This is a genomic window from Glutamicibacter sp. AOP38-B1-38, assembly GCF_052377485.1.
In the GTDB taxonomy this organism is placed as follows: Bacteria; Actinomycetota; Actinomycetes; order Actinomycetales; family Micrococcaceae; genus Glutamicibacter.
Map to the genome: position 1 here is coordinate 1 of NZ_JBQSWU010000041.1, position 21,424 is coordinate 21,424.

A 21,424-nucleotide genomic window follows, 5' to 3' on the forward strand; every position below is an offset into this window, starting at 1 on the left:
GGTTTGGGGCGGTGTTCACCAACTGTGGATTAGTGGAGCCCTGCACGGTTAAGTTCCTGTGGATAACGTCAATAAATCTCTGTGACCTGTAGCGATAGAAGGTTGACTGGCGCGGCAAGGCGAGTGCTATCCATGCGCAAACTGCTGGCCCGTGGGCTTGATATTCAGGGGACCGTGAATCGTGCGCTGAATTCAAAAGAGTTTTTGGCAAGCAAAAAGGGAGAAAATCTGCGAAAGATTTTCTCCCTTTATCCGAGCCCCCTGCCGGAATCGATCCGGCGACCTCGTTCTTACCAAGAACGCGCTCTACCACTGAGCTAAGGGGGCAACAGGTAAATACTTTACACACAAATTTTGAGTTTTCAAAATCAGGCGCTGCTTAGTGCTTGACCTCACAAAATCCGTGCTCAGTAGGGGGTTCTGCGTAATCGCGGGAGGTTGATGCAATGTCGAGCGGAAGTGGGGTGCCTGGCGAGCGAGGTCGCTTGGCGCCTTGGGCAAGTGAGTGGAATTGACCGCAAGTGGCTCGGTGCGGAAAGGTGCGGGCGGGCCGTTGGGAAGGCCAGTCCTGAGTGAGTAGCGTCACGGGCGGGGTTTTTCTTCAGGGGGGCTCAAGGTGCGCGTTCTAGGAATGCGAATAACGTATTTCACTTGGGAATTTAGGGAAATTTAGGGCTGGGTTCAGATGGGGTTTGTCCGATTTTTCTTTGCTGGGAAATCCGTGTAGAGTATTTACTCGTTGCCCCCTTAGCTCAGTGGTAGAGCGCGTTCTTGGTAAGAACGAGGTCGCCGGATCGATTCCGGCAGGGGGCTCTGAGTGGGAAGTCGTCTTGGCTTCTACAGGATGATTTCCCACTTGTGGCGGCGTAGCTCAGCTGGTTAGAGCGCACGACTCATAATCGTGAGGTCCCGGGATCGAGTCCCGGCGCCGCTACCGACAAAAGCCTCGAAAACTCACTGAGTTTTCGAGGCTTTCTTCGTTTCTAAGGCTTGTCGATATTGCCAGTCGAGTTCCTCTTCGAGGATTTCAGAGCTAACTTGCGGACCTGCTCGAGCAAATCTTCATCAAATGGTTCACCGGTTTCCGGGTCACCGGCATTCGCATCGTGGCCATGCACCGCGGTGTGGAGCCGTTGCATCTGGAAGTCAAGTTTTTCGGCGGCGTTGGCCGCGTCCGTAAGTTCTTCGACCAGATGGCTCGGCACGGAGCCTTCGTATTTGTAGAAAATCTTGTGTTCTAAACTGGCCCAGAAATCTTGGGCGATGGTGCGAATCTGCACCTCGACGATCACCGGAACTGGCCCCTCCGACAGGAACACCGGAATCTCCAGGATTAAGTGCAGGCTTTTATAGCCGTTTGCTTTCGGGTTTTTGATGTAATCCTTGACCTGAAGCACCTTCAGATCGTTTTGCGAAGTGAGCGTATTGAGGATCTTGTAGGTGTCCTTGATGAAACTGCAGGTGATCCGAATTCCGGCGATATCGGTAATGTTTGCGCGAATCGAGGGGAGGGCAGGATCGATGCCGCGCTTGACTACTTTTCGAAGAATGCTCTCCGGTGATTTCACGCGTGAAGTGACATGCTCGATCGGGTTGTACTTGTGCAAATACAAGAATTCCTCGCGCAGGATCGAAACCTTGGTCAGTACTTCGTCCGCCGCGAAGCGGTATTCCATCATGAACTTCGGAAGCGACTGCCGCAGGGAAAGCGCGAAGTCATAGGCAAGCGGCCCGTCACCGCCAGCGGAATTGCTGATCGGAGTAGGTAGGACTGCGTGGTGATCATCTGAATGGGGAGAAATTTCGGCCACCTCTGGATAAAGTAGTAGGCCCGAGGGCCTACCAATATTTCGTCAACTTCTTCCACACTAATCCTGTCCACTAAGAATTAGGCATGAACAAGATACATGTTGTTAGTGCATTGTCGCGGTGTTTAACGCTCTAACGTTGTGTGCAGGACTTTTGAAAGGGTCGGATGATTCTCGAACGTGAAAACCGGCAGCTCTGCCACGGAATTAGTTTTTCGCAAAATGAGCCAGATCCAATGTTGCGCCTGCGCCGTGGCGATGACTGGATCAATGAACCGCTTCGTGAGAACCGATCGATCACGCTGAGCGTGGGGGAGACGAAGTTCTGTCTGGGATATGTGAGCATGCGTGCCGATGGTTCACGCAGCCTGCATCCCTGCCCGAAGCTCAAGGGACTGAACACCGGCACGCAATGCGATGGCTGCCGTCGTTTGGACCAAAGCAAATTTATGCACCAGTTCCACAAGACCGGCGAAGCGCCCGAGGGGCTGCGCAAATACCTGGAGCAACCGCATTTCCTGTACGTCGCAAGCTTCGCTCAAGGTGCTACCAAGGTCGGAACCACCTCGGTGCAGAGCAAGTGGACGCGACTGGCGCAGCAGGGGGCGGTAGCCGCACGCTACGTCGCACGGGCGGCAGACGGTGCAGCGATCCGCGTATTGGAGGACCTTGTCACCGAGCATGTGGGTCTGAAGCAGCAGATTCGGCAAAAATCCAAGGTTAAAGGGCTGACCTCGTGGGAAATGGATGCCGCGAGTTTGGACGCTGCCAATGCATCGGCCGCGCGGCGCACGCAGTCCTTCCTCGAATCGCAGGGGGAGCTGTCGGCCTATGGCGTGGAATTGTTGGATCAGCGTTGGGAGCAGCCCGCATTTGCGCGTGAGGTAATCCGCGCATGGGATGCCAAGTCCCTCCATCCATGGGCGGGAGCGGTTCCGGGAAGCGAACTGAATCTGCGCATTCGCGGGGTGCTTGGCCAGGTGATTCTCGTGGACAGCGGCGCGGAGACGACTTTAAGATTGCTCGATGCCGCGGAACTGAAGACCCGCGTGGTGAGCGTGAAAGAGCAGCGCGGTGAGTTCTTCGAGGAACAATCTCCATTGTTCTGAGTTTCACGCGCAATTTCGTTTCGCGCTGGGCACCGTGGCGCGCACTGTCAACTAAACTGGATGCCATGACCAACACTCCATGGGAAGCGGCCTCTCCGCGTTACAAGAAGCTTGTGTTCACCGCCATGGGTGTAATGGGCTTTGGGATTATCTTGGCGATCATCGGTGCGAACATTCCTTCGCTGCCGCTGGTCTACACCGCGATCTGCATTATGGTCCTTGGCATGCTGTGCCATATTGTGGCGCTGGCCGTCCGCGCCCGGGATACCCGCAACTGGCGCATCGCCAATGGACTGGCGACCCCGCGCGCCAAGAAGCAGAAGTAACAGAGCCACCAAAGGCTACTTAGCAACTCACAACGTGCAGGAGAACTAATGGGTATCAACCCTGACCTCGTGGGGCGAATTTACCCCGCCGGTGCGTCCTACCAGGTAGGACGCGAAAAGATTCGTGAATTCGCCACCGCGACCAAGGCAAGCTCGCCGGCGCATTTCCAGGTGAGCGCGGCCCGCGATCTGGGGTATGCGGATCTGGTTGCCCCGCCAACCTTCGCCATCATTATCGCCCAGCGTGCCGATGCCCAGCTCATCGCCGATCCGGCCTCGGGAATCGATTTCTCCCGCGTGGTGCATGCCGATCAGCGGTTCACCCACCACCGCCCGATCGTTGCCGGCGACGAATTGCTCGCCGAGCTCTACGTGGACCAGGTGCGCGAAATGGGTGCCGGAGCGATGATCACCACCCGATCGGAAATCACCACCGTGGACGGCGAGAAGGTCGCCACCACCACTTCATCGCTACTGGTACGAGCAGAGGACTAGGCCATGATCGAATTCTCCACCCTGGAAAAGGGCCAAGTCATCGGTTCGAAGACGGTGAGCGTGAACCGCGGGGATCTGGTGCGCTATGCCGGCGCCTCGGGGGACTTCAACCCGATCCACTACAACGAGCGCTTCGCCAAGGAAGTTGGGCTCGACTCGGTGATCGCCCACGGCATGTTCACCATGGGTTCGGTCATCGAGCTGGTCAGCGCGTGGGTGGGTAACCCCGGAGCGATCCTGGACTACCAGACCCGCTTCACCAAGCCGGTCATCGTCGATGACCCGGCCGGGAGCAACCCGGGCGACGCGGCGGGCACCGCCATCGACATCGAAGGCAAGATCGGCGCGCTGGATGCCGAAGCCCGCACCGCGCGCGTGGACTTGACCGTATCGGCCAACGGAACCAAGGTGCTGATGAAGTGCCAGGCCGTGGTGCAGCTCTGAACAAGCACCCGGTAGGCGAAGCGCCCGGAGCGGTCATCGCCTGGCGCAATTCGCTGATGGCGGCCTACCTGGCCAGCGGCCTGCTGATCTCGGCCTTGGTTTCCCGGCTGCCGGCGGTGCGCGACGCGCTGGCGCTGGATCACGCGAACGTCGGCTTGCTGCTGCTCTGCCTCAGCGCCGGCTCCTTCCTGTCGGTAGCCCTCTCGGGGCAGGCCGTCCTGCGCGCCGGTGCCACCAACGTCATGCGCGTCGCGGCGAGCGTGGCAGGCAGCTCGCTGCTGCTGGTCGGGGTCAGCTCCGGGGCGCTGGGCTCCACCTGGCTGACCGGCGTATTTCTCTTCACCCAGGGGCTGGGGACCGCCGCGTGGAATGTGGCCTCCAATGTGCAGGGCGCGGCCATGGAGCGGGCCCTGGGCAAAAGCATCATGCCCGCGCTGCACGGATTCTTCTCCATCGGCACCGTGCTCGGCGCCGGTGTCGGTGCCGCCTCGGCCGCGCTGGCACTGCCGGTGCAATACCACTACGGCGCGATGGGCCTGCTCATCGTGGGCATGGTGCTCTACAGCGCACGGTTCTTCGGCGAGGACTTCGCCAGGACCCCGCGCACGCACTCCGGGCCTTCGCTGAAGGCGGCCTGGCGGGAACCGCGCACGGTGCTGCTCGGCGTGCTGGTGCTGGGCATGGCCCTGGCCGAAGGAGCCGCCGGCGACTGGGTGGCCCTCGCCCTGGCCGACGGCTACCAGAGCAGCGCGGCGGTGGGCGCCATCGGCTACGGGGTGTTCGTGAGCACGATGACCTTGACCCGGCTGCTCTCCGGGGATCTGATCCTCCGGCTGGGCCGGGTGCGCATGATCCAGGCCAGCGCGATCGCCGCCCTGGCCGGCGTGCTGCTCTTCGCCTTCGGCGGCAGCCTGCCGCTGGCCTTTATCGGCTTGGCCGTGTGGGGGATGGGCGTCGCACTGACCTTCCCGCTGGCGATGAGCGCCGCCTCCGCGGATCCGCTGCATGCGGCTACCCGCGTCTCGGTGGTCTCCACCATCGGCTACGGCGCCTTTCTGGGCGGCCCGCCGCTGCTGGGGCTGCTGGCCGGGGCGATCGGGCTGCTGCCGGCGCTGGGCAGCATCTCGATTCTGGTGGTGCTGGCCTTCTGCCTTTCGGCCAATATGGCGGGGTACCGCCAGGCCGAAGACCACTAGCACACGTAATTATCCGAAAGTAGGAGCATGCTGAAGAATTTGACGACATCGCAGGTCGGCGGCCCGGCCCAGTCGCTGGTGGTCGCCACCACCGAGGACGAGCTGGTCGCGGCCCTCGCGGCGGCCGACGCCGCCGGGGAACGCGTGCTGCTCGTCGGCGGCGGCTCGAACCTGGTCATTTCCGATGCGGGATTCCCCGGGACCGTCATCCAGATCGCCACCCGCGGGGTGCGCGTGGAAGAGCAGAGTTCGCACACCGCGCTGCTGCGCGTGGCCGCCGGGGAGAACTGGGACGCCGTGGTCGAATTCAGCCTCGCCCAGGAACTGAGCGGGCTGGAGGCGCTTTCGGGCATCCCGGGCTGCGCCGGGGCCACCCCGGTGCAAAATGTGGGGGCCTATGGTGCCGACGTTTCGCAGACCCTTCAATGGGCGCGGGTCTACGACCGGGAAACCGGCGAGCGGCTCACCCTGGACAAGGCGCAGCTGGCCTTCGGCTATCGCGATTCGCTGATCAAGCGCAGCTCGGAGAACGGTTCGCCGCGCTACGTGGTGCTGGAGGTAGGCTTCGCGCTGCGCCGCACGGAGGCCTCCGCGCCGATCCGCTATGCGGAATTGGCACGGCGGCTCGGCGTGGAAGCCGGACAGAGCGCGCCGGCCGCACAGGTGCGCCAGAGTGTGCTGGAGCTGCGGCGTTCCAAGGGCATGGTGTATGACCCGAACGATCCGGACTCGCACTCCACCGGCTCCTTCTTCACCAACCCGATTCTGCCCGCCGAGGTGCTGAAGCGGCTGCCGGAGGACGCACCGCACTACCCGGTGCCCGAGGCGGGCCTGGTGAAGCTCTCGGCGGCCTGGCTGATCGACCGGGCCGGCTTCGCCAAGGGTTTCGGGCTTCAAGGCACCGCAGGCTATGAGCTGGCCGGCGGGCGCGCGGCCCTATCCGCCAAGCACACCCTGGCGATCACGAACCAGGGCGGGGCCAGCGCCGCGGATCTGCTGGCCATCGCCCGGGCGGTGCGCGCCGGGGTCCACGAGCGTTTTGGGATCATGCTGGTCAACGAACCGCTGCTGATCGGCCTGGCCCTCTAGCGAGCGCAAAAAAGCCCCTTCGAACCGATGGTTCGAAGGGGCTTTGCCTTGTGCCTAGAGGCGGCCCTGGGCGATGGCCAGCATGCGGCGCAGCGGCTCCGCGGCGCCCCAGAGCAGCTGGTCGCCGACGGTGAAGGCGGAGATGTACTGCGGGCCCATTTCCAGCTTGCGGATGCGGCCCACCGGAATGTCCAGGGTGCCCGAGGCGGCGACCGGGGTCAGCGCGTCGACGGTGGCTTCCTTGGTGTTGGGCACGACCTTGGCCCACTCGTTGTCGGAGTCCAGCAGCGATTCGATCTCGGAGACCGAAAGATCTTCCTTCAGCTTCAGGGTCAGCGCCTGCGAGTGCGAGCGCATCGCGCCGATGCGCACGCACAGCCCGTCCACCGCCACATGCCGTTCGCCGCTGGTCTGCAGGATCTTATTGGTCTCGACCCCGGCCTTCCACTCTTCCTTGGACTGCCCGTTGCCCAGGTCCGCGTCGATCCACGGGATCAGCGAGCCGGCCAGCGGCACGCCGAACTGGGTGGCGTCCAGCCCACCGCGCTGCGCGGCCAGCACCTTGCGGTCGATCTCCAGGATCGCGGAGGCCGGGTCGTCCAGTTCGGAGGCGACGTGGGAGTTGATGTCGCCGAACTGGGTGAGCAGTTCGCGCATATGGCGGGCGCCGCCGCCGGAGGCGGCCTGGTAGGTCATCGAGGTGCCCCATTCGACCAGGTTGTTCTTGAACAGCCCGCCCAGGCCCATGAGCATGCACGAGACGGTGCAGTTGCCGCCGACGAAGTCCTTGACCCCGGCGACCAGGGAATGGTCGATCACGCTGCGGTTGACCGGGTCGAGCACGATCACCGAGTCCTCGTTCATGCGCAGCGTGGAAGCCGCGTCGATCCAGAGCCCGTCCCAGCCGGACCTGCGCAATTCGCTGTGGACCTTCGAGGTGTAGTCCCCGCCCTGCGCGGTGACGATAATGGGCAGCTTGGCCAGGGTTTCAAGATCGTAGGCGTCCTGCAGCGCCCCGGCTCCTGCGGCGAAGGCCGGGGCGGCGCCGCCGGCGTTCGAGGTTGAGAAAAAGACCGGGTCGAGGTGCGCAAAATCGCCTTCGTCGAGCATGCGCTGCATCAGCACGGAGCCAACCATGCCGCGGTAACCAACAAATCCAACAGATGAAGTCATATCTCCATGGTAGGGGGAGTGGTCAATCTGCACCGGGTTCGTTACAGCAGTTAAAGCAGAATCACACCCGAGGCCCAGCAGGGCTCGAGTGTGATTCGTGGAAGCCGAAGAGTTACTTTTCCTCCAGCAGCTTCTTGCGATTGTTGATCGCCCACATCGCGCCGAAGATGAACAGCTGGGTGGGGACCAGCAGCATGATCAGCCCGAAGACCTTATTTCCGCTGAGCACCATGAAGAAGCCCAGGGCCGCCACCACCAGGGCCAGCAGGGGGAAGAGCATGTAGCCGAGGATGAACAGCGCCTCGGGGTGGGCCTTGAGCTCGCCAAGATATTTTTTCACGTCGGTCAGTCCTTTTCGCGGATCCAGGATTCGAAGCGGTAGCCGATACCGCTCTTTGAGCTATGCCATGCCTCGGCCGGGTCGGCCGCGGAGAGCTTAAAATCTTCCGGGAGCGCTGGGGCCGTGGTATCCCCGGCCGGGCTCAAATCAAGCCGGGTGATCACCGCAACATCGAGCAGCTCAAGGGCCGCGGCGTAGAGCTGTCCGCCGCCGATGATCCAGATCTCTTCGCCGCCCGGGCTCTGCCGGGCGATATCCAGCGCCTCGCGCAGGCCGCCGGCCGGGATGCCGCCGTCGGCGCGGAGCTGATCCTGATTGCGGGAGGTCAGCACGATATTGCTGCGCCCGGGCAGGGGGCGGAACTTGGCCGGGAAGGTTTCCCAGGTGTTGCGCCCCATGATCACCGGGTGCCCGGCAGTGACGGCCTTGAAATGGGCCAGATCCTCGGGTACATGCCAGGGCATGGAACCGGCGGCGCCGATGATCGAGTTGGCGCCCTGCGCCCAGATTGCGCCGATCAGCGGTTGCTGGCCGGTGGCGTGGCGTGGACTCATACGGCCACGGCCCCCTTGATGGTCGGGTGGTGCTGGTAGTCCTTGAGCACAAAATCTTCCAGCGTGTAGTCGAAGAGCGAGGCCGGCTTGGAAGCGAATTCGAGCTTCGGGTAGGGGTAGGGCTCGCGGCGCAGCTGCTCGCGGACCTGTTCCAGATGGTTGGTGTAGATGTGGGTGTCGCCGCCGGTCCAGATGAATTCGCCCGGCTGAAGATCAAGCTGCTGGGCGACCATCAGGGTCAGCAGCGCGTAGGAAGCGATGTTGAAGGGAACGCCGAGGAACATGTCGGCGCTGCGCTGGTAGAGCTGGCAGGAGAGCTTGCCCTCGGCGACGTAGAACTGGAAGAACACGTGGCAGGGCGGCAAGGCCATCTGCTGGATTTCGGCCACATTCCAGGCCGAGACGAGGTGCCGGCGCGAATCGGGGTTACTGCGCAGGGAATCCATGACCTGGGAGATCTGGTCGATATGCGCACCGTCCGGGGTCGGCCAGCTGCGCCACTGCACCCCGTAGACCGGGCCGAGCTCGCCGTCTTCATCGGCCCATTCGTTCCAGATGCGCACGCCCTGATCCTGCAGCCACTTCACATTGGATTCGCCGCGCAAAAACCAGAGCAGTTCCGCGGCAACCGACTTAAAATGCACCCGTTTGGTGGTGATCAGCGGGAAGGATTCGCTCAGGTCGAAGCGCAGCTGGCGGCCGAAAACGGAGCGCGTGCCGGTGCCGGTGCGGTCCTCTTTCGCGGCGCCATTGGCGAGCACGTCGGCCAGCAGGTCTTCATATGGTGTGGCGATAGTCTGTGGAGTCACCGTTCCATCCTAGCTTTCCATGGCCGGATCGCGCTAAAAGCGGTGCCGGCTCAGGCGAGCATATCGTGGTACTCCGGGTAGCGGGAGAGATAATCCTGCACATAGCTGCATTCGGGGACGATTTTTGCTCCCTCGGCGCGCAGCTCATCGAGCACCATGGTCACCAGCGCGCGGGCGTAGCCGCGGCGGCCGAACTCCTCGTTCACGATCGTATGCTGCAAGGTCACCAGCTGCTCCTCGCGGTGGTAGCCGATGAAGCCGATGAAGGTGGAACCGTGCCATAGCGAGTAGCGCCCGCGCCCCGTGTCGTGATCCATGCGCAAGCCCTGATGCACAATTTTCTGCACCGGGTGTTCTGGCTGTTGGGCAGTCATGGCGGTTGCCTCCTCGATGGTGACTTCTCTCACCTCTAGTCATAGTCGCATTTGGGGATAGATGCAACGACCGTGCACGAGTTAGTCGTGATAGGGCGCGTGGATCTCCACGGACACGAACTGATGCTTCGCACCGATGGCCTGCTGGGCCACGATCACCCCGCCCGGATCCAGGAAGGGATCCTGGGCCGGCAGCACCGCGGCGACCTTCGCCGAAACCCGGGAGCGCAAGACCTCGATGATCAGCGGGAGCACCGGGCGGTGCGTGCAGATCACCTGCGAACGCGACTTGGCCACGAGCTTCTCGATGGCGCGTTGGGCCTTGTGCGGCTTGCGCTTGGCCTCATGCTCGGTGATGGAGCGGATGGTTTTCAGCTTCAGCGAATGCTGGACCAGGTACGGGGTCACCGTTTGCACGCAGCGCGTCCACGGCGAGGACGCCACATTTCCCGGTTGCCAGGCGTCGAGCATGCGCGCCACCGCTTGGGCCTGCCGGCGGCCGGTGGCCGCCAGCGGGCGTTCGCCCTCGGCGCGTGTCCACTTGCCGCGCGGCTTGGCCTTGGCGTGGCGCAGGATGATGAAGGCCAGGCTCTCCAGACGCTGCTTCTGGTGGGCCTTGCGCAGATCCTCGAGCGGGGCCAGATCCGAGGGGTTGGTCAGCAGGGCCGCGGCCTCGGCCGCCGTCACCCAGCGCAGCTCATCGCATTCGACGCCGTCGGGCACCGCTTGCAGCGCGGGGTCCACCTTGGCCGCCCAGTAGTAGACGACCTTGGTTTTGCCCTTGACCGAATAGGCGGTGGCCGCCAGCGGGATGCCGAGGCTCAGGCGCAGGCCGACCTCTTCGCGCAGCTCGCGGATGGCGCATTCGGGGATCGATTCGCCGGAGTCGAGCTTGCCCTTGGGCCAGGACCAATCGTCATAGCGCGGACGGTGGATCAGCAGCACGTGCAGCTCGCCGCCGCGCAGCTGCCAGGGGATCGCCCCGGCGGCGACCACGTCGAATTCGCCCAGGCGGATCTCTTCGGCATCGCTGGAGCGCTGCAGTTCGCACAGCTGCAGGCGTGAATGCTGGGACTGGGTGGCGGTCACTAGCTGTGCAATCCGCTCTGCCGGCGCCGGGTGTGCTCTTCGGTGAGCCAGAACTGGATATCGGTGAGCGCCTTGCCCTCGGCATCCTGGTGGTGGCGGGTCCACGCGCCATCGGAGCCCAGATGCCAGCCCATGGTCGAATCGTCCATATAGCGCCCCAGCAGGTCGGTCATGGAGTCGATGTCCTCCTGATTGCGCAGCGAAACCAGGGCTTCCACGCGGCGGTCCAGGTTCCGGTGCATCATATCGGCGCTGCCGATGTAGACCAGCGGGTCCCCGGCATTGCCGAAGAGGAACACGCGGCTGTGCTCCAGGAAGCGGCCGAGGATGGAGCGGACGCGGATGTTCTCGCTCAGGCCCGGCAGCTGCGGGCGCAGCGCGCAAATGCCGCGCACGATCACATCCACCTTCACTCCGGCCTGGCTGGCCCGGTACAGGGCATCGATAATGGCCTCGTCGACCATCGAGTTCACCTTGATGCACACGTAGGCCGCGACCCCGTTTTGCGCGTTGGCGATTTCCTTCTCGATCAGCTCCAGCAGCCCGGTGCGCACCGTGCGCGGGGCCACCAGCAGCCGGTGGTAGGTGGAGCGCGGCGCGTAGCCCGAGAGCTGGTTGAACAGCCGGGAAACATCTTCACCAACGGCTTCGTCGCAGGTCAGCAGCCCGAAGTCTTCGTAGTAACGGGCGGTGCGCGGGTGGTAGTTGCCGGTGCCGATATGGCAGTAGCGGCGCAGCTTGTCCCCTTCCTTGCGCACCACCAGGGAGAGCTTCGAATGGGTTTTCAGGCCCACGATGCCGTAGACCACGTGCACCCCGGCCTGCTCCAGCTTGCGCGCCCAGGTGATATTCGCCTGCTCGTCGAAGCGCGCCTTGATCTCCACCAGCGCGAGGACCTGCTTGCCGGCCTCGGCCGCGTCGATCAGCGCGTCGACGATCGGGGAGTCGCCACTGGTGCGGTACAGGGTCTGCTTGATGGCCATGACCTTCGGGTCCGCGGCCGCCTGCTCCAGGAACGCCTGCACGGAGGTGGAGAAGGAATCGTAGGGGTGATGCAGCAGGATGTCGCGCCGGCGCACCGCGCCGAAGACATTCGCGGCCTTCGCGGTCTCCGATTCATTCAGGAACCGGGAGGTGTGGCCCACATGCTTGGTGTAGTGCAGTTCGGCGCGGTCCAGCGCGGCGATCACGCCCAGCCCGCGCAGATCCAGCGGGGCGGGCAGCCGGAAGACCTCGTCTTCCTCGATATTCAGCTCGCGCACCAGCAGCTCGAGCACCTGCGGGTCAATATCGTCGGCGACCTCCAGGCGCACCGGCGGGCCGAAGCGGCGGCGCAGCAATTCCTTCTCCAGGGCCTGGAGCAGGTTCTCCGCGTCGTCCTCCTCGACCTCGAGATCCTCATTGCGGGTGACGCGGAAGAAGTGGTGCTCGACGATTTCCATGCCCGGGAACAACAGGTCCAGGTGCACGGCGATCAGCGCCTCGAGCGGGATGAACCGGGCGGTGCGCTGCGAGGAGTGCGCCGCCTTGGCGCCGTCGATGCCGACCAGCCGGGCGATGGTATCGGGCACCTTGAGCCGGGCGAAGAGCTCCTTGCCGGTCAGCGGGTTGCGGACCACCACCGCGAGGTTCAGGGACAGCCCGGAGATGTAGGGGAAGGGATGCGCCGGGTCGACCGCCAGCGGGGTGAGCACCGGGAACACCTGGGAAACGAACCAGGCGGAGAGGTGCTGGCGCTCGGCGTCGCCGAGCTCATCCCAGCGGGTGATCCGGATGCCTTCCTCCGCGAGGGCCGGACGGACCTGCTCGGAGAAGACCAGGGCATGCCGGGTCTGCAGTTCGTGGGCGGAATTGAGCAGCAGTTCGAGCTGATCGACCGGGTTCATCCCGTTGGCTGCGGGCACGGCCAGGCCGGTGGCGATGCGGCGCTTGAGTCCGGCCACGCGCACCATGAAGAACTCGTCGAGGTTCGAACCGAAAATTGAGAGGAAGTTCACCCGCTCCAGCAGCGGGAGCTCCTTGTCCTCGGCGAGTTCCAGCACGCGAGCGTTGAAGTGCAGCCAGGACAACTCCCGATCCAGGAATCGTTCGTTGTTGAATCCACCCTCGGGATGCCGGGCCGGCGATTTGATGGCCGGCTCGATGCGGTCTTCGTTCATCTTCGACGCTGGCACATCACGTAACTGTGAGGCCGGCTGCTTCGGGGTGGTAGTCATCTACTGAACTCGCTTCTTTCTGCAAGTGGAAACCTAGTTGCACCTCATTGCGCTGGCCAGAGGCTCTGCTCTGCCCGGTACCCTACGATTCTATCGGCTGCGGGCCGTACATGATGTCGGTGTCCCAGAGTGTGAAGCCCAGCGAACGGTACAGGCTGACCGCCGCCTGGTTCTCGGCGTCAACGTACAGCAAGACGGCGCCCACTCCCATTTCCAGCAGGTAGTTCACGCCGAGGGCGGTGAGCACGCGGCCCAGGCCCAGGCCCTGGGCTTCGGGGACCACGCCGACCACGTAGACCTCGCCCAGCGGGCGGACCGAATCCCCGGTGGCCGGGTGGATCTTGGTCCAGTGGAAGGCGATGACCTGCTCCGCGGCGTCGAAAGCCAAGAAGAAGCCCGCAGGATCAAACCAGGATTCGGCCATGCGCGAGTCCAAATCAGCCAGCGTGAGCGAACCCTGCTCCGGATGGTCCGCGAATGCCGCCGCGTTGGCGGCCAACCAGGCCGGCTCGTCCTCGCCCACCCGGAAGGTGCGGACGTTGCTGCCGCGGTCCAGCTGCGGAACTTCCAGCGCTTCGGGGCTTTCGCGGCGCAGCTTATGGAGTTCGCGCACGGTGGCCAGGCCGATTGCCTCGGCCAGCTTCTTGGCCGCGGGATGCCCGCCGTGGGCCCACGCCTGAATGCGGCTCAGTTCCAGCTCTTCGCCGAGGCGCTGCACGAGGGCCGAGGCGATGCCTTGCTGGCGATGCTGCGGGTGCACCACGAGTTCGACCACCCAGGAATCGGCCTGCGGATCACGCACCGCGGCCACCACGCCGACCAGCGTGGACTCTCCGGGGTCCGCCTGCTGCTCGGCGCGCAGCGAGAAGACCTTGTCCGAGAATTCCTCGGAGCCAAGGGCGACCAGGGTCTGGTCGCTCAGCGGCGGGTTGCCGTCGTGTTCCTGAGCTGCGGCGGCAAGCTTGCGTACCTCAGCAAGTTCGCGTTCTTCCAGCTCACCTTGTGTTTTCTCGATGGACAAAGTAGTTTGTGGCAGTTCGCTCATACCTTCACCTTAGCCGGTGATTCCGTGCAGCTACCAGTGGCGGGAGAAACTTAAACTTCGGTGTAGAAGCGGTAGCCGACATTTCGCACGGTGCCGATCAGCTGTTCATGATCGGTGCCGAGTTTGGCGCGCAAGCGACGGACGTGAACGTCGACGGTGCGGGTACCGCCGTAGTAGTCGTAGCCCCACACTTCGTGGAGCAGCTGCTCGCGGGTGAAGACGCGTCCGGGGAACTGCGAGAGGTACTTGAGCAGCTCAAATTCCTTGTAGGTCAGATCCAGCATGCGGCGATCGATGCGCGCGGTGTAGCTCAGCTCATCGATGGTCAGCCCGGAGGTATTCTCCTGGACCACCACCTCCGGTGCGGCCGAAAGGATCAGCCGGATCCGGGCCTCGAGCTCCCCGGGGACCGCGGTAGGCAAAATGAAGTCGGAGGCATGCCAAGCGGAATTCAGAACGCCCAGGCCACCCTCGCCAATGACCAGCAACAACGGTAAATTGACGGTAGAGTGGATGGTTTGCGCCAGGGCTCGCGCGGCAATCAGCTCGGTGCGCGCGTCGAGAATGACCGCTTCGGCGTCGCCGATTTGGCTCAGCGCCTCGGTGTTGGCCGGCAAGCAGCGGTTCTCGTGAAGCAGCAGTTCCAGCGCCGGAAGCACCTCGGCACCGGTGCTTGCATTATTACTCAGGAGCAGTAGGTGCGCCATGATGGAGTTCCTCCTGCCAGTGGTGTGCGAAAAAATCTTTTTTACGTGTCACAGTATAAAGAAAGAATCACTCAAAGTGCGCATGTGAACGAGCAAGTGCCCGGACTATTACCGATGGGAAATTTAGTTTGCGAATCAAGGTACTGATTAGTGGGCTGCTCGCCGCGGCCCTGTTGGCTGGCGCCGCCAGCCTCAGTTCGCTGAACTTTGCGATGGCGGCGGTCGCCGTGGTGCTGCAGCTAGTTTTTGCCTATACCTGGCCGCGGATGACGCGTTCGGAGACTCCCTGGACGATCAGCATCATCCTCGCGATCGCCGCCCTGGCCTCCACCGCGGCGACGCTCTTCATGCCGGGGGCCACGCAGACCTCGCATAGCGTCGAGGTCATTGCCGCCGGGGTGCTGATGATTTTCATTACGCAGGTCATGCGCGGCTCCACCGCCGATGGGCGGCTAGCCGGAGTGGTTTCGGGGATCACCGGTTTGGCCATCGTGGCGCAAGGCTCGGGATGGGCCGCCATGGGCCTTGGCGAGGGGGCGCTGGGGGTCACCGTCTTCACTCTCATCGCGCTCGTTGGCGCCGGGGCGATCGCCATTACCCGGTTGCCGGACCGGATTACCTTCGTGCTGGCCCCCTTGATCGGCGGGGCGCTCGGGGCGGCGGCCAGCGCGTTGACCTTCGGTCCCACCTGGTACCAGGCGCTGACCATTGGGGTGCTGGCGGGGCTGCTGGTGGGCAGCCTGCGTGCGTTGGCCTTGTCCACCCGCAGCATCCGCACGCTCTCCGGTGTGCTCGCCCTGGCTAGCGGGATCCTGATCCTGGCCGGAGCGATGAGCTGGTACGTGATGGCCCTGCTGAGCTAATCACGAAATGTGATGCCTGCTTCGTCACGAGTGTCGGAAATACCGAAGTGCTCGGGCTAAGATGTAGGCATGAATGAAAATTACCTTGCACTCGAAATTTTCTTCCTCGCCTTGCTGACCATTGCAGGTCTGGGCATGGCCGGATTCGCCGGACTTGTAGTAAAGCGTCTCTTCAAGGGGCAGAAGTAGAAGCAGCGCACACAAAAACGTGTGCGCTGTTTCCATTTAACCGGGCAACTTAGGAGCAGCTAGTCTATGGCTTTTGACATTCCCACGGACCTCATGCCGGAACTTGTGCCCTTCTCGTGGCTCATCGGCAGCTGGGAAGGAAGCGGGCGTCTGGGCGAGGGGGAGGATGCGGACCCGCATTTTTGGCAGCAGGTCACCTTCCGCGAGGTCGGCGCCCCGTATCTGGAATACCGCAGCGAAGCATGGCTTACCGAAGCCGATGGCACCAAGCTGCGGATCCTGGCCGTAGAAAGTGGTTTCTGGTCGCTGGATCGCGAGCAGCAGGACGCAGACGCGGGGCCAGGAATGACCCCGGGAGAGATCATCCCGGCCTTGCGCTCGGCCGACGACGTGCAGCAGCTGCACACCGCAGAGGGCTTCAAAATTCAGGCGCAGATCATGCAGCCTGGCGGGATCAGCGAACTCTACTACGGGCTGATCGACGGTCCGCGGGTGCAGCTGGCCACTGAAGCATTGCTGCGCAGCAAGAATGCCAAGCAGTACGCCTCCTCGACCCGGATGTACGGGCTTGTCGGCGGAGATCTATTTTGGCGTTGGGACGTGTCCTTGGGCAATCAAGACCTCAAGGCTCATGCCTCAGCCGCGCTGAAACGTGTTACTACAGAGGCGATGGATTCCTGACATGAGCGAAAATCAATATCGTTCGGTGCTGCTGGATCGTGCGGCAGCTATCGAGGCATCCGGGGCAGATGCCGGTGTGGCAGCGCATTATGGCGCGCCCACCCGCGAGGCCCGCAAGCTTTTCCAAGGCCAGGCGATTGCCGACCTGAGCCACCTTGACGTGCTGGAACTGCGTGGCGAGGACCGGCAGAGTTGGTTGAACACGCTCAGCAGCCAGTCGATCACCGGGCTGAAGCCGGGGGCCTCCAGCCAGGCGCTGCTGCTTTCGGTTCAGGGGCGAATCGAGCACGAGATGAAGGTGCTCATCGACACCGATCGGGTGCTGCTGATCGTCGAGCAGGGCCGCGCCGAGCCGCTGCGGGAATTCCTCGAATCGATGCGGTTCATGCTGCGGGTGGAACTGAAAAACCTTTCGAGCACCCATGGCGTGCTCGGTGCGGTGCGCGAGATTCCCACCTGCAATGAGCTGGTGTGGCGCAATCCGTGGCCGCAGGTCAGCACCGGGGGATGGGCCTACTCGCGCGAGGACCACCCGGGTCTGGAGCGGCCGTGGTTCTTGCATATTGTTGAACTTGAGCGCTTGGAAGAAGCCGTCGGCGAGGAAGAACTTGCCGGGAGCATGGCGGTGGAGTCCCTGCGCATCGCCGCCTGGGAGCCGCGCTTCGGTTTTGAGAATGATGACAAGACCATCCCGCATGAACTGGATTGGCTGCGCACCGCCGTGCACATGGACAAAGGCTGCTACAAGGGGCAGGAAACCGTGGCCCGGGTGCACAACATCGGCCACCCGCCGCGCCGCCTGGTTTTCCTCGACCTCGACGGGTCGATGCACACCTTGCCGGCCGCCGGTTCGGAGATCAAGCTCGGTGAGCGCACCGTGGGCAAGCTGACCTCGGCCTCCCTGCACTTTGAAGCCGGACCGATTGCGTTGGGCGTGATCAAACGCAATGTGGACCCAGAGGCGGTGCTGAGCGTCGTGGACGGCGAGAGCGTCTACCCGGCCTCGCAGGAGGTCATCGTGGCCACGGACGCCGGACAGACCGCGGGCCGGTTCACCGGTTTCCTGCGGACCCCGCCCCCGGCCTGAGCAGCAAAACGCAACAGCGGTCCGGTACCTCCCGCGGGAGGTACCGGACCGCTGTTGTTTTGCCGGTGCGGAATTTAGCCGAAGAGGATCCGGGCCTCGTTGTAGCGGTCCATCGGAACCCGCTTGAGGTTGTTCAGCGCCGCGCGCAGCGGGACGCGGTTGACCTTGGTGCCGTGGATCGCGACCATGGTGCCCCAGGCCGAATCGGCCACCGAATTCACCGCGGCCATGCCAAGCCGCGTGGCCAGCACGCGGTCGAATGCGGTGGGCACTCCGCCGCGCTGGATGTGGCCCAGCACGGTGGCTCGGGTTTCGAGGCCGGTTTGCTCTTCGATCAGCGGGGCGAGCATTTCGCTGATTCCACCGAGCCGCGCCCGGCCGAAGGTATCCACCCCGCGCACCGAGAAGGCCTCGTCCAGGCCCTCGGGGACGAACCCCTCGGAGACCACGACCAGGGGTGCACGGCCGCGTTCGTGGGCTTCGCGCACCCACTGGTAGATCTCTTCCATGGTGGTGGACACCTCGGGGATGAGGATCGCATGGGCGCCGGAGGCCATGCCGGCGTGCATGGCGATCCAGCCGACGTGCCGGCCCATGACCTCGGCGATCATGCAGCGATGGTGCGAGTCCCCGGTAGTGCGCAGCCGGTCGATGGCCTCCACGGCGATCTGGTTTGCGGTGTCGAAACCGAAGGTGTAGTCGGTGGCGTCCAGGTCGTTGTCGATGGTCTTCGGGACGCCAACCACCGGCAGCCCGGCCTCGCACAGGCGCTGCGCGCCGGCGAGGGTCCCCTCGCCGCCGATCGCGATCAAGGCGTCGACATTATTCTGCTTCAGCGTGGCGGCGATATTCTCGGCTCCGCCGTTTTCTCCCTCGAACGCGTTGGTGCGCGAGGTGCCCAGAATGGTTCCGCCCTGTTTGGCGATACCGCGCACGGCGGTACGGGGAAGCTCGAAGAAGTCGCCTTCCTTGACCCCCTTCCAGCCGTCGCGGAAGCCGACAAATTCGTAGTCATAGCTTTTGATGCCATTGAGCACCGCACCGCGGATCACCGCGTTCAGTCCCGGGCAGTCGCCTCCCGAAGTCATGATTCCAATGCGCATTTACCCTCACTTAGTAAGTAGGGAAGACTTCGGATACACGGCGGGTTCCTTGCTGAATGCTGCTGCGGAGCGGGCCGGGTATCCGAGGAAAACCCTTCGGACTTCATTCGATTCCGCGCACCATTGAGCATCGAGTTCTCTAAGATTCTACGTGGTTAAAACCACAAGAGCGAGTTGTTTGCCACTTGGGGTAGCGAACAACCCGCTCTGTTTCGGAGATATTCCGGGGGGTTAGAACTTGCGCAGCAGTTTCTGCAGCACGATGCTGTCATCCTGGGCCGGAATCAGCAGCCAGGCCACGATGTATGCCCCGATGCCGATGACCGGCAGGAGGAAGGAGAGCAGCAGCCCGATGCGGACCAAGGTGACATCCCAGCCGAACTTATCCGCGATGCCGCCGGCAATTCCGGCAACCATGCGCGAGGGGCCGCGGCGCAGTGGGATCGAACGGATCTGATTGAAGAAGGTATCCATGAGTGCTCCTAAAAATGGTGGGTGCTAGTCGTTGTGGGAAGGTAGTTCGGTGTTCTTGCCGCTGGCCTTGCGTGCCGAGGAGATGCCCGCGAAGATCATCCCCACCCCGGCCAGGGCAACCAGCGCGATGAAGAACAAGGGGGTGTCGAAGTGCCAGTCGAAGAGGGTCCGGCTGAGCGTGGCAAGCGCGACCACGACCAGGATCAGGCCAAACACCAAGGTGCCGGCAGGAAATTTTGCTTCAGTTTGCTGATCAGAATTCATGCTGTCCGCTCCTTAGAACGTTGGGTTGTAGGTGTTGGTTCCGTCGCTTGAGTACTCCGGATCGTACCCGGAGAATACCCCATTGATCACTACCGTCAGCGTGGGTGCATCTGCGTCGAAGCCGCCCGCCGGCTGCGAGTTGTTTTCGTTCAGCGAGGAGAGGAACAGCCCGTCGGCCTGGATCTGCACCGGAATGTTCGAGGGCAGTTCGAGATCTACCTTGGAGAAGACCGATGAGACCTCCACCGTCGTCGGCTCGGTGATGGTGGATAGGTGGCGCAGGTCCACCGTTGTTTTGCTGAACACCGAGCTGTACTGGTTTGAATCCGTGGCCACACCGACCGTTTCGCCCTGCGTGCCGCGCAAATCGTTGCCGCCGAAGATCACCGTGAGTACCAGCAATGGAATGGCCAGTCCGAGCAGCCCGCCGCTGGTGCGGTGCGCGAGGGAGGCGAAGACCAGCGCCAAGCCCACCACGAACAAGCCGATGGCAAAGGCCGCGCCCCAGCCATTGCCCGGCAGCGCGATCGCCCCGAGATAATCCGCGGCGAGCACCAAGGACACCACCAGGATCGTGAGGCCCACGATGATGGTGGCAACCCAGCCGGGAACCGGGGGAGCATTGCGCAGCCTATTATTCGTCCTGGGCAAATGCGGATCCGGCCCGTGGTCCTGCGGGATATGGCCGAAGCCGCGAGGTTCGGGGTCCATGGAGTCCTCCTCGGAGTCTGCGTTGCTCTGGTTGGTGTGCGAGTGCGTGGTTTCTGGAGTGCGCAGCGGCTTCGTCGCCGCCGGGAACTGATCGGGATCAACGGGTGCCTGCGTGCTGAAGGACTGGGCACGCTGCGCGCGCCAAGGCTTTTCAACGTCCGTGCCGGGTGCCGGATCGCTGGACGTTGGCGTGCGGCGGGGTTTGGAGGTGCCGGCAAACTTGGTGTCGCGTCGGCTGAAGATCACGAAGAGAATTCCGGCGACCACCAGCAGCGGCCACAGGATCGGGGCCACGGTGCTCAGCAGCCAGGGGGCGAGGAAGAAGCCGATGAGCAAAAATACCAGGGCCCCGGTGAGCGCGCTGGTCCAGTCCTTGCCGTGCACCGCCCGCTCCAAGGGGATCGTGCCCTTGGGGCCGGGCAAGAGCCCCCAAGCCAGCCCGTAAACCAGGAAGCCGGTTCCGCCGAGCAAACTCAACGCGACGAATACCCCGCGCACCAGCACCACATCGATGCTGAACCGCTGTGCGATGCCCGCCGCAACACCGCCCAGCCACTGGGAGTCTTGCCGTTCGATGCCAATTTTGCGTAATTGGTCGAAAACGTTGCTGCGCGGAGAGTTCTCGTTGTCCATGTTTAAATCATCTCCGGTGTGCGTGCTTAGCGCTATGAGGGGCTACCCTGATTCTTCCCTAGGGGCCGCCCTGACTTCCGGCATCGACCCGGTTTTCTGCCCGGGAACGTGCTTGACTTGTCAGTATGGAACGAACCGAGCAGCGAAATCAGATCGTACGCAGTGAGTCCCGGCTGATCGCCGGGGTGTGCGGCGGCCTCGCTGTGCACCTTGGCATACCGGTGAACTACCTGCGTATCGGGTTCTTGGGACTTACCGCCCTGGGCGGGGCCGGCGTATTGCTCTATGCCTGGCTGTGGGTGTTCACCCCCAGCGCCGAAGAATCCAAGGCCGGAGCGCTGCGCTCCCGGGGTACCGGGCCGCGCACGCTCGCGGAGGAAATGGGCCGGGTGCAGCAGGGAATATTTTCCCCGCGCGAGATGAGCGAAAAGCTATCCTCCTGGCGCGAAACCCTCATCGGAGCCGCCTTGCTGCTGGTGGCGCTGCTGGCGCTGGGGCAGTGGCTCGGGCTGAATATCCGCTGGGATCTGATTTGGCCCAGCTTAGGCATCATCGCCGGCGTGCTGCTCGCCTGGCTGCAGGTCGATGGGCAGCACCTCGACGGTGACCGCAAGGCCAAGGCGCTCGTCTTCGGGCGGTTGATTC

24 protein-coding genes and 3 tRNA genes are annotated in these 21,424 nt (G+C 63.3%); 12 read left to right on the plus strand and 15 right to left on the minus strand.

Annotated elements, in window-relative coordinates:
• Nucleotides 1–255: 255 nt before the first annotated feature.
• Nucleotides 256–327, minus strand: a tRNA-Thr gene (locus ACT3TP_RS17215).
• Nucleotides 328–741: 414 nt separating this feature from the next.
• On the opposite strand from ACT3TP_RS17215, the gene ACT3TP_RS17220 reads away from it, so the two are divergent.
• Both ACT3TP_RS17220 and ACT3TP_RS17225 read left to right on the plus strand, forming a co-directional pair.
• Nucleotides 742–813, plus strand: a tRNA-Thr gene (locus tag ACT3TP_RS17220).
• A gap of 47 nt (nt 814–860) precedes the next feature.
• Nucleotides 861–934, plus strand: a tRNA-Met gene (locus ACT3TP_RS17225).
• Nucleotides 935–983: 49 nt separating this feature from the next.
• On the opposite strand, the gene ACT3TP_RS17230 is transcribed toward ACT3TP_RS17225, so the two are convergent.
• Entirely contained in the window at nt 984–1,757 is a 774-nt protein-coding gene (locus tag ACT3TP_RS17230; protein ID WP_444621172.1) for a GTP pyrophosphokinase, read from the minus strand.
• Between the two features lie 287 nt (nt 1,758–2,044).
• Here ACT3TP_RS17230 and ACT3TP_RS17235 point away from each other — a divergent pair, with 287 nt between their 5' ends.
• The 6 genes from ACT3TP_RS17235 (at nt 2,045) to ACT3TP_RS17260 (ending at nt 6,467) form a co-directional block, all read left to right on the plus strand.
• Nucleotides 2,045–2,917: a DUF2797 domain-containing protein gene (locus ACT3TP_RS17235; RefSeq protein WP_444621154.1), complete on the plus strand. Its 873-nt coding sequence runs from the start codon at nt 2,045–2,047 to the stop codon at nt 2,915–2,917.
• A gap of 65 nt (nt 2,918–2,982) precedes the next feature.
• Nucleotides 2,983–3,243, plus strand: a complete 261-nt coding sequence (locus ACT3TP_RS17240; RefSeq protein WP_444621155.1) for a hypothetical protein — start codon at nt 2,983–2,985, stop codon at nt 3,241–3,243.
• A gap of 48 nt (nt 3,244–3,291) precedes the next feature.
• The gene (locus ACT3TP_RS17245) at nt 3,292–3,738 is read left to right on the plus strand and encodes a MaoC family dehydratase N-terminal domain-containing protein (RefSeq protein ID WP_096283764.1); all 447 of its coding nucleotides are present in this window, start codon (nt 3,292–3,294) and stop codon (nt 3,736–3,738) included.
• A gap of 3 nt (nt 3,739–3,741) precedes the next feature.
• Nucleotides 3,742–4,182 (plus strand): MaoC family dehydratase, encoded by a 441-nt coding sequence (locus tag ACT3TP_RS17250; RefSeq protein WP_096283762.1) that lies wholly within the window; start codon nt 3,742–3,744, stop codon nt 4,180–4,182.
• Nucleotides 4,158–5,378 (plus strand): MFS transporter, encoded by a 1,221-nt coding sequence (locus ACT3TP_RS17255; protein ID WP_444621157.1) that lies wholly within the window; start codon nt 4,158–4,160, stop codon nt 5,376–5,378. The genes ACT3TP_RS17250 and ACT3TP_RS17255 overlap by 25 nt, the downstream gene beginning before the upstream one ends.
• Nucleotides 5,379–5,405: 27 nt before the next feature.
• Entirely contained in the window at nt 5,406–6,467 is a 1,062-nt protein-coding gene (locus tag ACT3TP_RS17260) for a UDP-N-acetylmuramate dehydrogenase (protein WP_444621158.1), read from the plus strand.
• Between the two features lie 54 nt (nt 6,468–6,521).
• Here ACT3TP_RS17260 and asd read toward each other — a convergent pair whose 3' ends face one another.
• The 9 genes from asd to ACT3TP_RS17305 form a co-directional block, all read right to left on the minus strand.
• A complete protein-coding gene (gene asd / locus ACT3TP_RS17265; protein WP_096283758.1) occupies nt 6,522–7,640 on the minus strand; it encodes an aspartate-semialdehyde dehydrogenase in 1,119 nt (372 codons plus the stop codon).
• 112 nt (nt 7,641–7,752) lie between these two features.
• Nucleotides 7,753–7,980, minus strand: a complete 228-nt coding sequence (locus ACT3TP_RS17270) for an NF038396 family protein (RefSeq protein ID WP_096283756.1) — start codon at nt 7,978–7,980, stop codon at nt 7,753–7,755.
• 5 nt (nt 7,981–7,985) lie between these two features.
• A complete protein-coding gene (locus tag ACT3TP_RS17275) occupies nt 7,986–8,534 on the minus strand; it encodes a dihydrofolate reductase (protein ID WP_444621159.1) in 549 nt (182 codons plus the stop codon).
• On the minus strand, nt 8,531–9,343 hold the full coding sequence (locus ACT3TP_RS17280; RefSeq protein ID WP_096283752.1) for a thymidylate synthase: 813 nt from the start codon (nt 9,341–9,343) through the stop codon (nt 8,531–8,533). Before ACT3TP_RS17280 ends, ACT3TP_RS17275 begins: the two co-directional genes overlap by 4 nt.
• Nucleotides 9,344–9,393: 50 nt before the next feature.
• On the minus strand, nt 9,394–9,717 hold the full coding sequence (locus ACT3TP_RS17285) for a GNAT family N-acetyltransferase (RefSeq protein ID WP_096283750.1): 324 nt from the start codon (nt 9,715–9,717) through the stop codon (nt 9,394–9,396).
• 81 nt (nt 9,718–9,798) lie between these two features.
• Nucleotides 9,799–10,806: an NUDIX hydrolase gene (locus ACT3TP_RS17290; RefSeq protein WP_096283747.1), complete on the minus strand. Its 1,008-nt coding sequence runs from the start codon at nt 10,804–10,806 to the stop codon at nt 9,799–9,801.
• Nucleotides 10,806–13,022, minus strand: coding sequence for an RNA degradosome polyphosphate kinase (locus ACT3TP_RS17295; protein WP_096283745.1), 2,217 nt, complete (start codon nt 13,020–13,022; stop codon nt 10,806–10,808). The genes ACT3TP_RS17290 and ACT3TP_RS17295 overlap by 1 nt, the downstream gene beginning before the upstream one ends.
• A gap of 82 nt (nt 13,023–13,104) precedes the next feature.
• Nucleotides 13,105–14,067 carry a mycothiol synthase gene (mshD, locus tag ACT3TP_RS17300; protein WP_444621161.1) on the minus strand — a complete coding sequence of 321 codons (963 nt, stop codon included), beginning with the start codon at nt 14,065–14,067 and terminating at the stop codon, nt 13,105–13,107.
• A gap of 50 nt (nt 14,068–14,117) precedes the next feature.
• Nucleotides 14,118–14,774: a response regulator transcription factor gene (locus ACT3TP_RS17305; RefSeq protein ID WP_105553155.1), complete on the minus strand. Its 657-nt coding sequence runs from the start codon at nt 14,772–14,774 to the stop codon at nt 14,118–14,120.
• A gap of 128 nt (nt 14,775–14,902) precedes the next feature.
• Here ACT3TP_RS17305 and ACT3TP_RS17310 point away from each other — a divergent pair, with 128 nt between their 5' ends.
• The 3 genes from ACT3TP_RS17310 to ygfZ all read left to right on the plus strand — a co-directional run bounded on the left by ACT3TP_RS17310 (nt 14,903) and on the right by ygfZ (nt 17,594).
• Nucleotides 14,903–15,637 (plus strand): hypothetical protein, encoded by a 735-nt coding sequence (locus ACT3TP_RS17310; protein WP_105553154.1) that lies wholly within the window; start codon nt 14,903–14,905, stop codon nt 15,635–15,637.
• A 255-nt stretch (nt 15,638–15,892) separates the two neighbouring features.
• Nucleotides 15,893–16,507 carry an FABP family protein gene (locus ACT3TP_RS17315; RefSeq protein ID WP_444621162.1) on the plus strand — a complete coding sequence of 205 codons (615 nt, stop codon included), beginning with the start codon at nt 15,893–15,895 and terminating at the stop codon, nt 16,505–16,507.
• A gap of 1 nt (nt 16,508) precedes the next feature.
• Nucleotides 16,509–17,594, plus strand: a complete 1,086-nt coding sequence (ygfZ, locus tag ACT3TP_RS17320; RefSeq protein ID WP_444621164.1) for a CAF17-like 4Fe-4S cluster assembly/insertion protein YgfZ — start codon at nt 16,509–16,511, stop codon at nt 17,592–17,594.
• A 74-nt stretch (nt 17,595–17,668) separates the two neighbouring features.
• Here the strand turns inward: ygfZ and ACT3TP_RS17325 are convergent, their stop codons facing one another.
• The 4 genes from ACT3TP_RS17325 to ACT3TP_RS17340 form a co-directional block, all read right to left on the minus strand.
• The gene (locus tag ACT3TP_RS17325; RefSeq protein ID WP_444621166.1) at nt 17,669–18,697 is read right to left on the minus strand and encodes a 6-phosphofructokinase; all 1,029 of its coding nucleotides are present in this window, start codon (nt 18,695–18,697) and stop codon (nt 17,669–17,671) included.
• Between the two features lie 231 nt (nt 18,698–18,928).
• Nucleotides 18,929–19,171, minus strand: coding sequence for a PspC domain-containing protein (locus tag ACT3TP_RS17330; RefSeq protein WP_096283732.1), 243 nt, complete (start codon nt 19,169–19,171; stop codon nt 18,929–18,931).
• Between the two features lie 24 nt (nt 19,172–19,195).
• Complete coding sequence (locus tag ACT3TP_RS17335) at nt 19,196–19,435, minus strand: hypothetical protein (protein ID WP_444621167.1); 240 nt, start codon at nt 19,433–19,435, stop codon at nt 19,196–19,198.
• 12 nt (nt 19,436–19,447) lie between these two features.
• Entirely contained in the window at nt 19,448–20,779 is a 1,332-nt protein-coding gene (locus ACT3TP_RS17340; protein ID WP_444621168.1) for a PspC domain-containing protein, read from the minus strand.
• Between the two features lie 125 nt (nt 20,780–20,904).
• Here ACT3TP_RS17340 and ACT3TP_RS17345 point away from each other — a divergent pair.
• On the plus strand, nt 20,905–21,424 hold a 520-nt coding region (locus tag ACT3TP_RS17345; protein WP_444621170.1), incomplete at its 3' end, for a PspC domain-containing protein.

What these genes read in the sequence shown, in the direction of transcription:
- ACT3TP_RS17315 (WP_444621162.1), top strand. Translation starts at nt 15,893, where the DNA reads ATGGCTTTTGACATTCCCACGGACCTCATGCCGGAACTTGTGCCCTTC.
- ACT3TP_RS17340 (WP_444621168.1), bottom strand. Translation starts at nt 20,779, where the DNA reads ATGGACAACGAGAACTCTCCGCGCAGCAACGTTTTCGACCAATTACGC.
- ACT3TP_RS17235 (WP_444621154.1), top strand. Translation starts at nt 2,045, where the DNA reads ATGTTGCGCCTGCGCCGTGGCGATGACTGGATCAATGAACCGCTTCGT.
- ACT3TP_RS17250 (WP_096283762.1), top strand. Translation starts at nt 3,742, where the DNA reads ATGATCGAATTCTCCACCCTGGAAAAGGGCCAAGTCATCGGTTCGAAG.
- ACT3TP_RS17285 (WP_096283750.1), bottom strand. Translation starts at nt 9,717, where the DNA reads ATGACTGCCCAACAGCCAGAACACCCGGTGCAGAAAATTGTGCATCAG.
- mshD (WP_444621161.1), bottom strand. Translation starts at nt 14,067, where the DNA reads ATGAGCGAACTGCCACAAACTACTTTGTCCATCGAGAAAACACAAGGT.
- ACT3TP_RS17245 (WP_096283764.1), top strand. Translation starts at nt 3,292, where the DNA reads ATGGGTATCAACCCTGACCTCGTGGGGCGAATTTACCCCGCCGGTGCG.
- ACT3TP_RS17335 (WP_444621167.1), bottom strand. Translation starts at nt 19,435, where the DNA reads ATGAATTCTGATCAGCAAACTGAAGCAAAATTTCCTGCCGGCACCTTG.
- asd (WP_096283758.1), bottom strand. Translation starts at nt 7,640, where the DNA reads ATGACTTCATCTGTTGGATTTGTTGGTTACCGCGGCATGGTTGGCTCC.
- ACT3TP_RS17275 (WP_444621159.1), bottom strand. Translation starts at nt 8,534, where the DNA reads ATGAGTCCACGCCACGCCACCGGCCAGCAACCGCTGATCGGCGCAATC.
- ACT3TP_RS17295 (WP_096283745.1), bottom strand. Translation starts at nt 13,022, where the DNA reads ATGACTACCACCCCGAAGCAGCCGGCCTCACAGTTACGTGATGTGCCA.
- ACT3TP_RS17260 (WP_444621158.1), top strand. Translation starts at nt 5,406, where the DNA reads ATGCTGAAGAATTTGACGACATCGCAGGTCGGCGGCCCGGCCCAGTCG.
- ACT3TP_RS17325 (WP_444621166.1), bottom strand. Translation starts at nt 18,697, where the DNA reads ATGCGCATTGGAATCATGACTTCGGGAGGCGACTGCCCGGGACTGAAC.
- ygfZ (WP_444621164.1), top strand. Translation starts at nt 16,509, where the DNA reads ATGAGCGAAAATCAATATCGTTCGGTGCTGCTGGATCGTGCGGCAGCT.
- ACT3TP_RS17305 (WP_105553155.1), bottom strand. Translation starts at nt 14,774, where the DNA reads ATGGCGCACCTACTGCTCCTGAGTAATAATGCAAGCACCGGTGCCGAG.
- ACT3TP_RS17240 (WP_444621155.1), top strand. Translation starts at nt 2,983, where the DNA reads ATGACCAACACTCCATGGGAAGCGGCCTCTCCGCGTTACAAGAAGCTT.
- ACT3TP_RS17330 (WP_096283732.1), bottom strand. Translation starts at nt 19,171, where the DNA reads ATGGATACCTTCTTCAATCAGATCCGTTCGATCCCACTGCGCCGCGGC.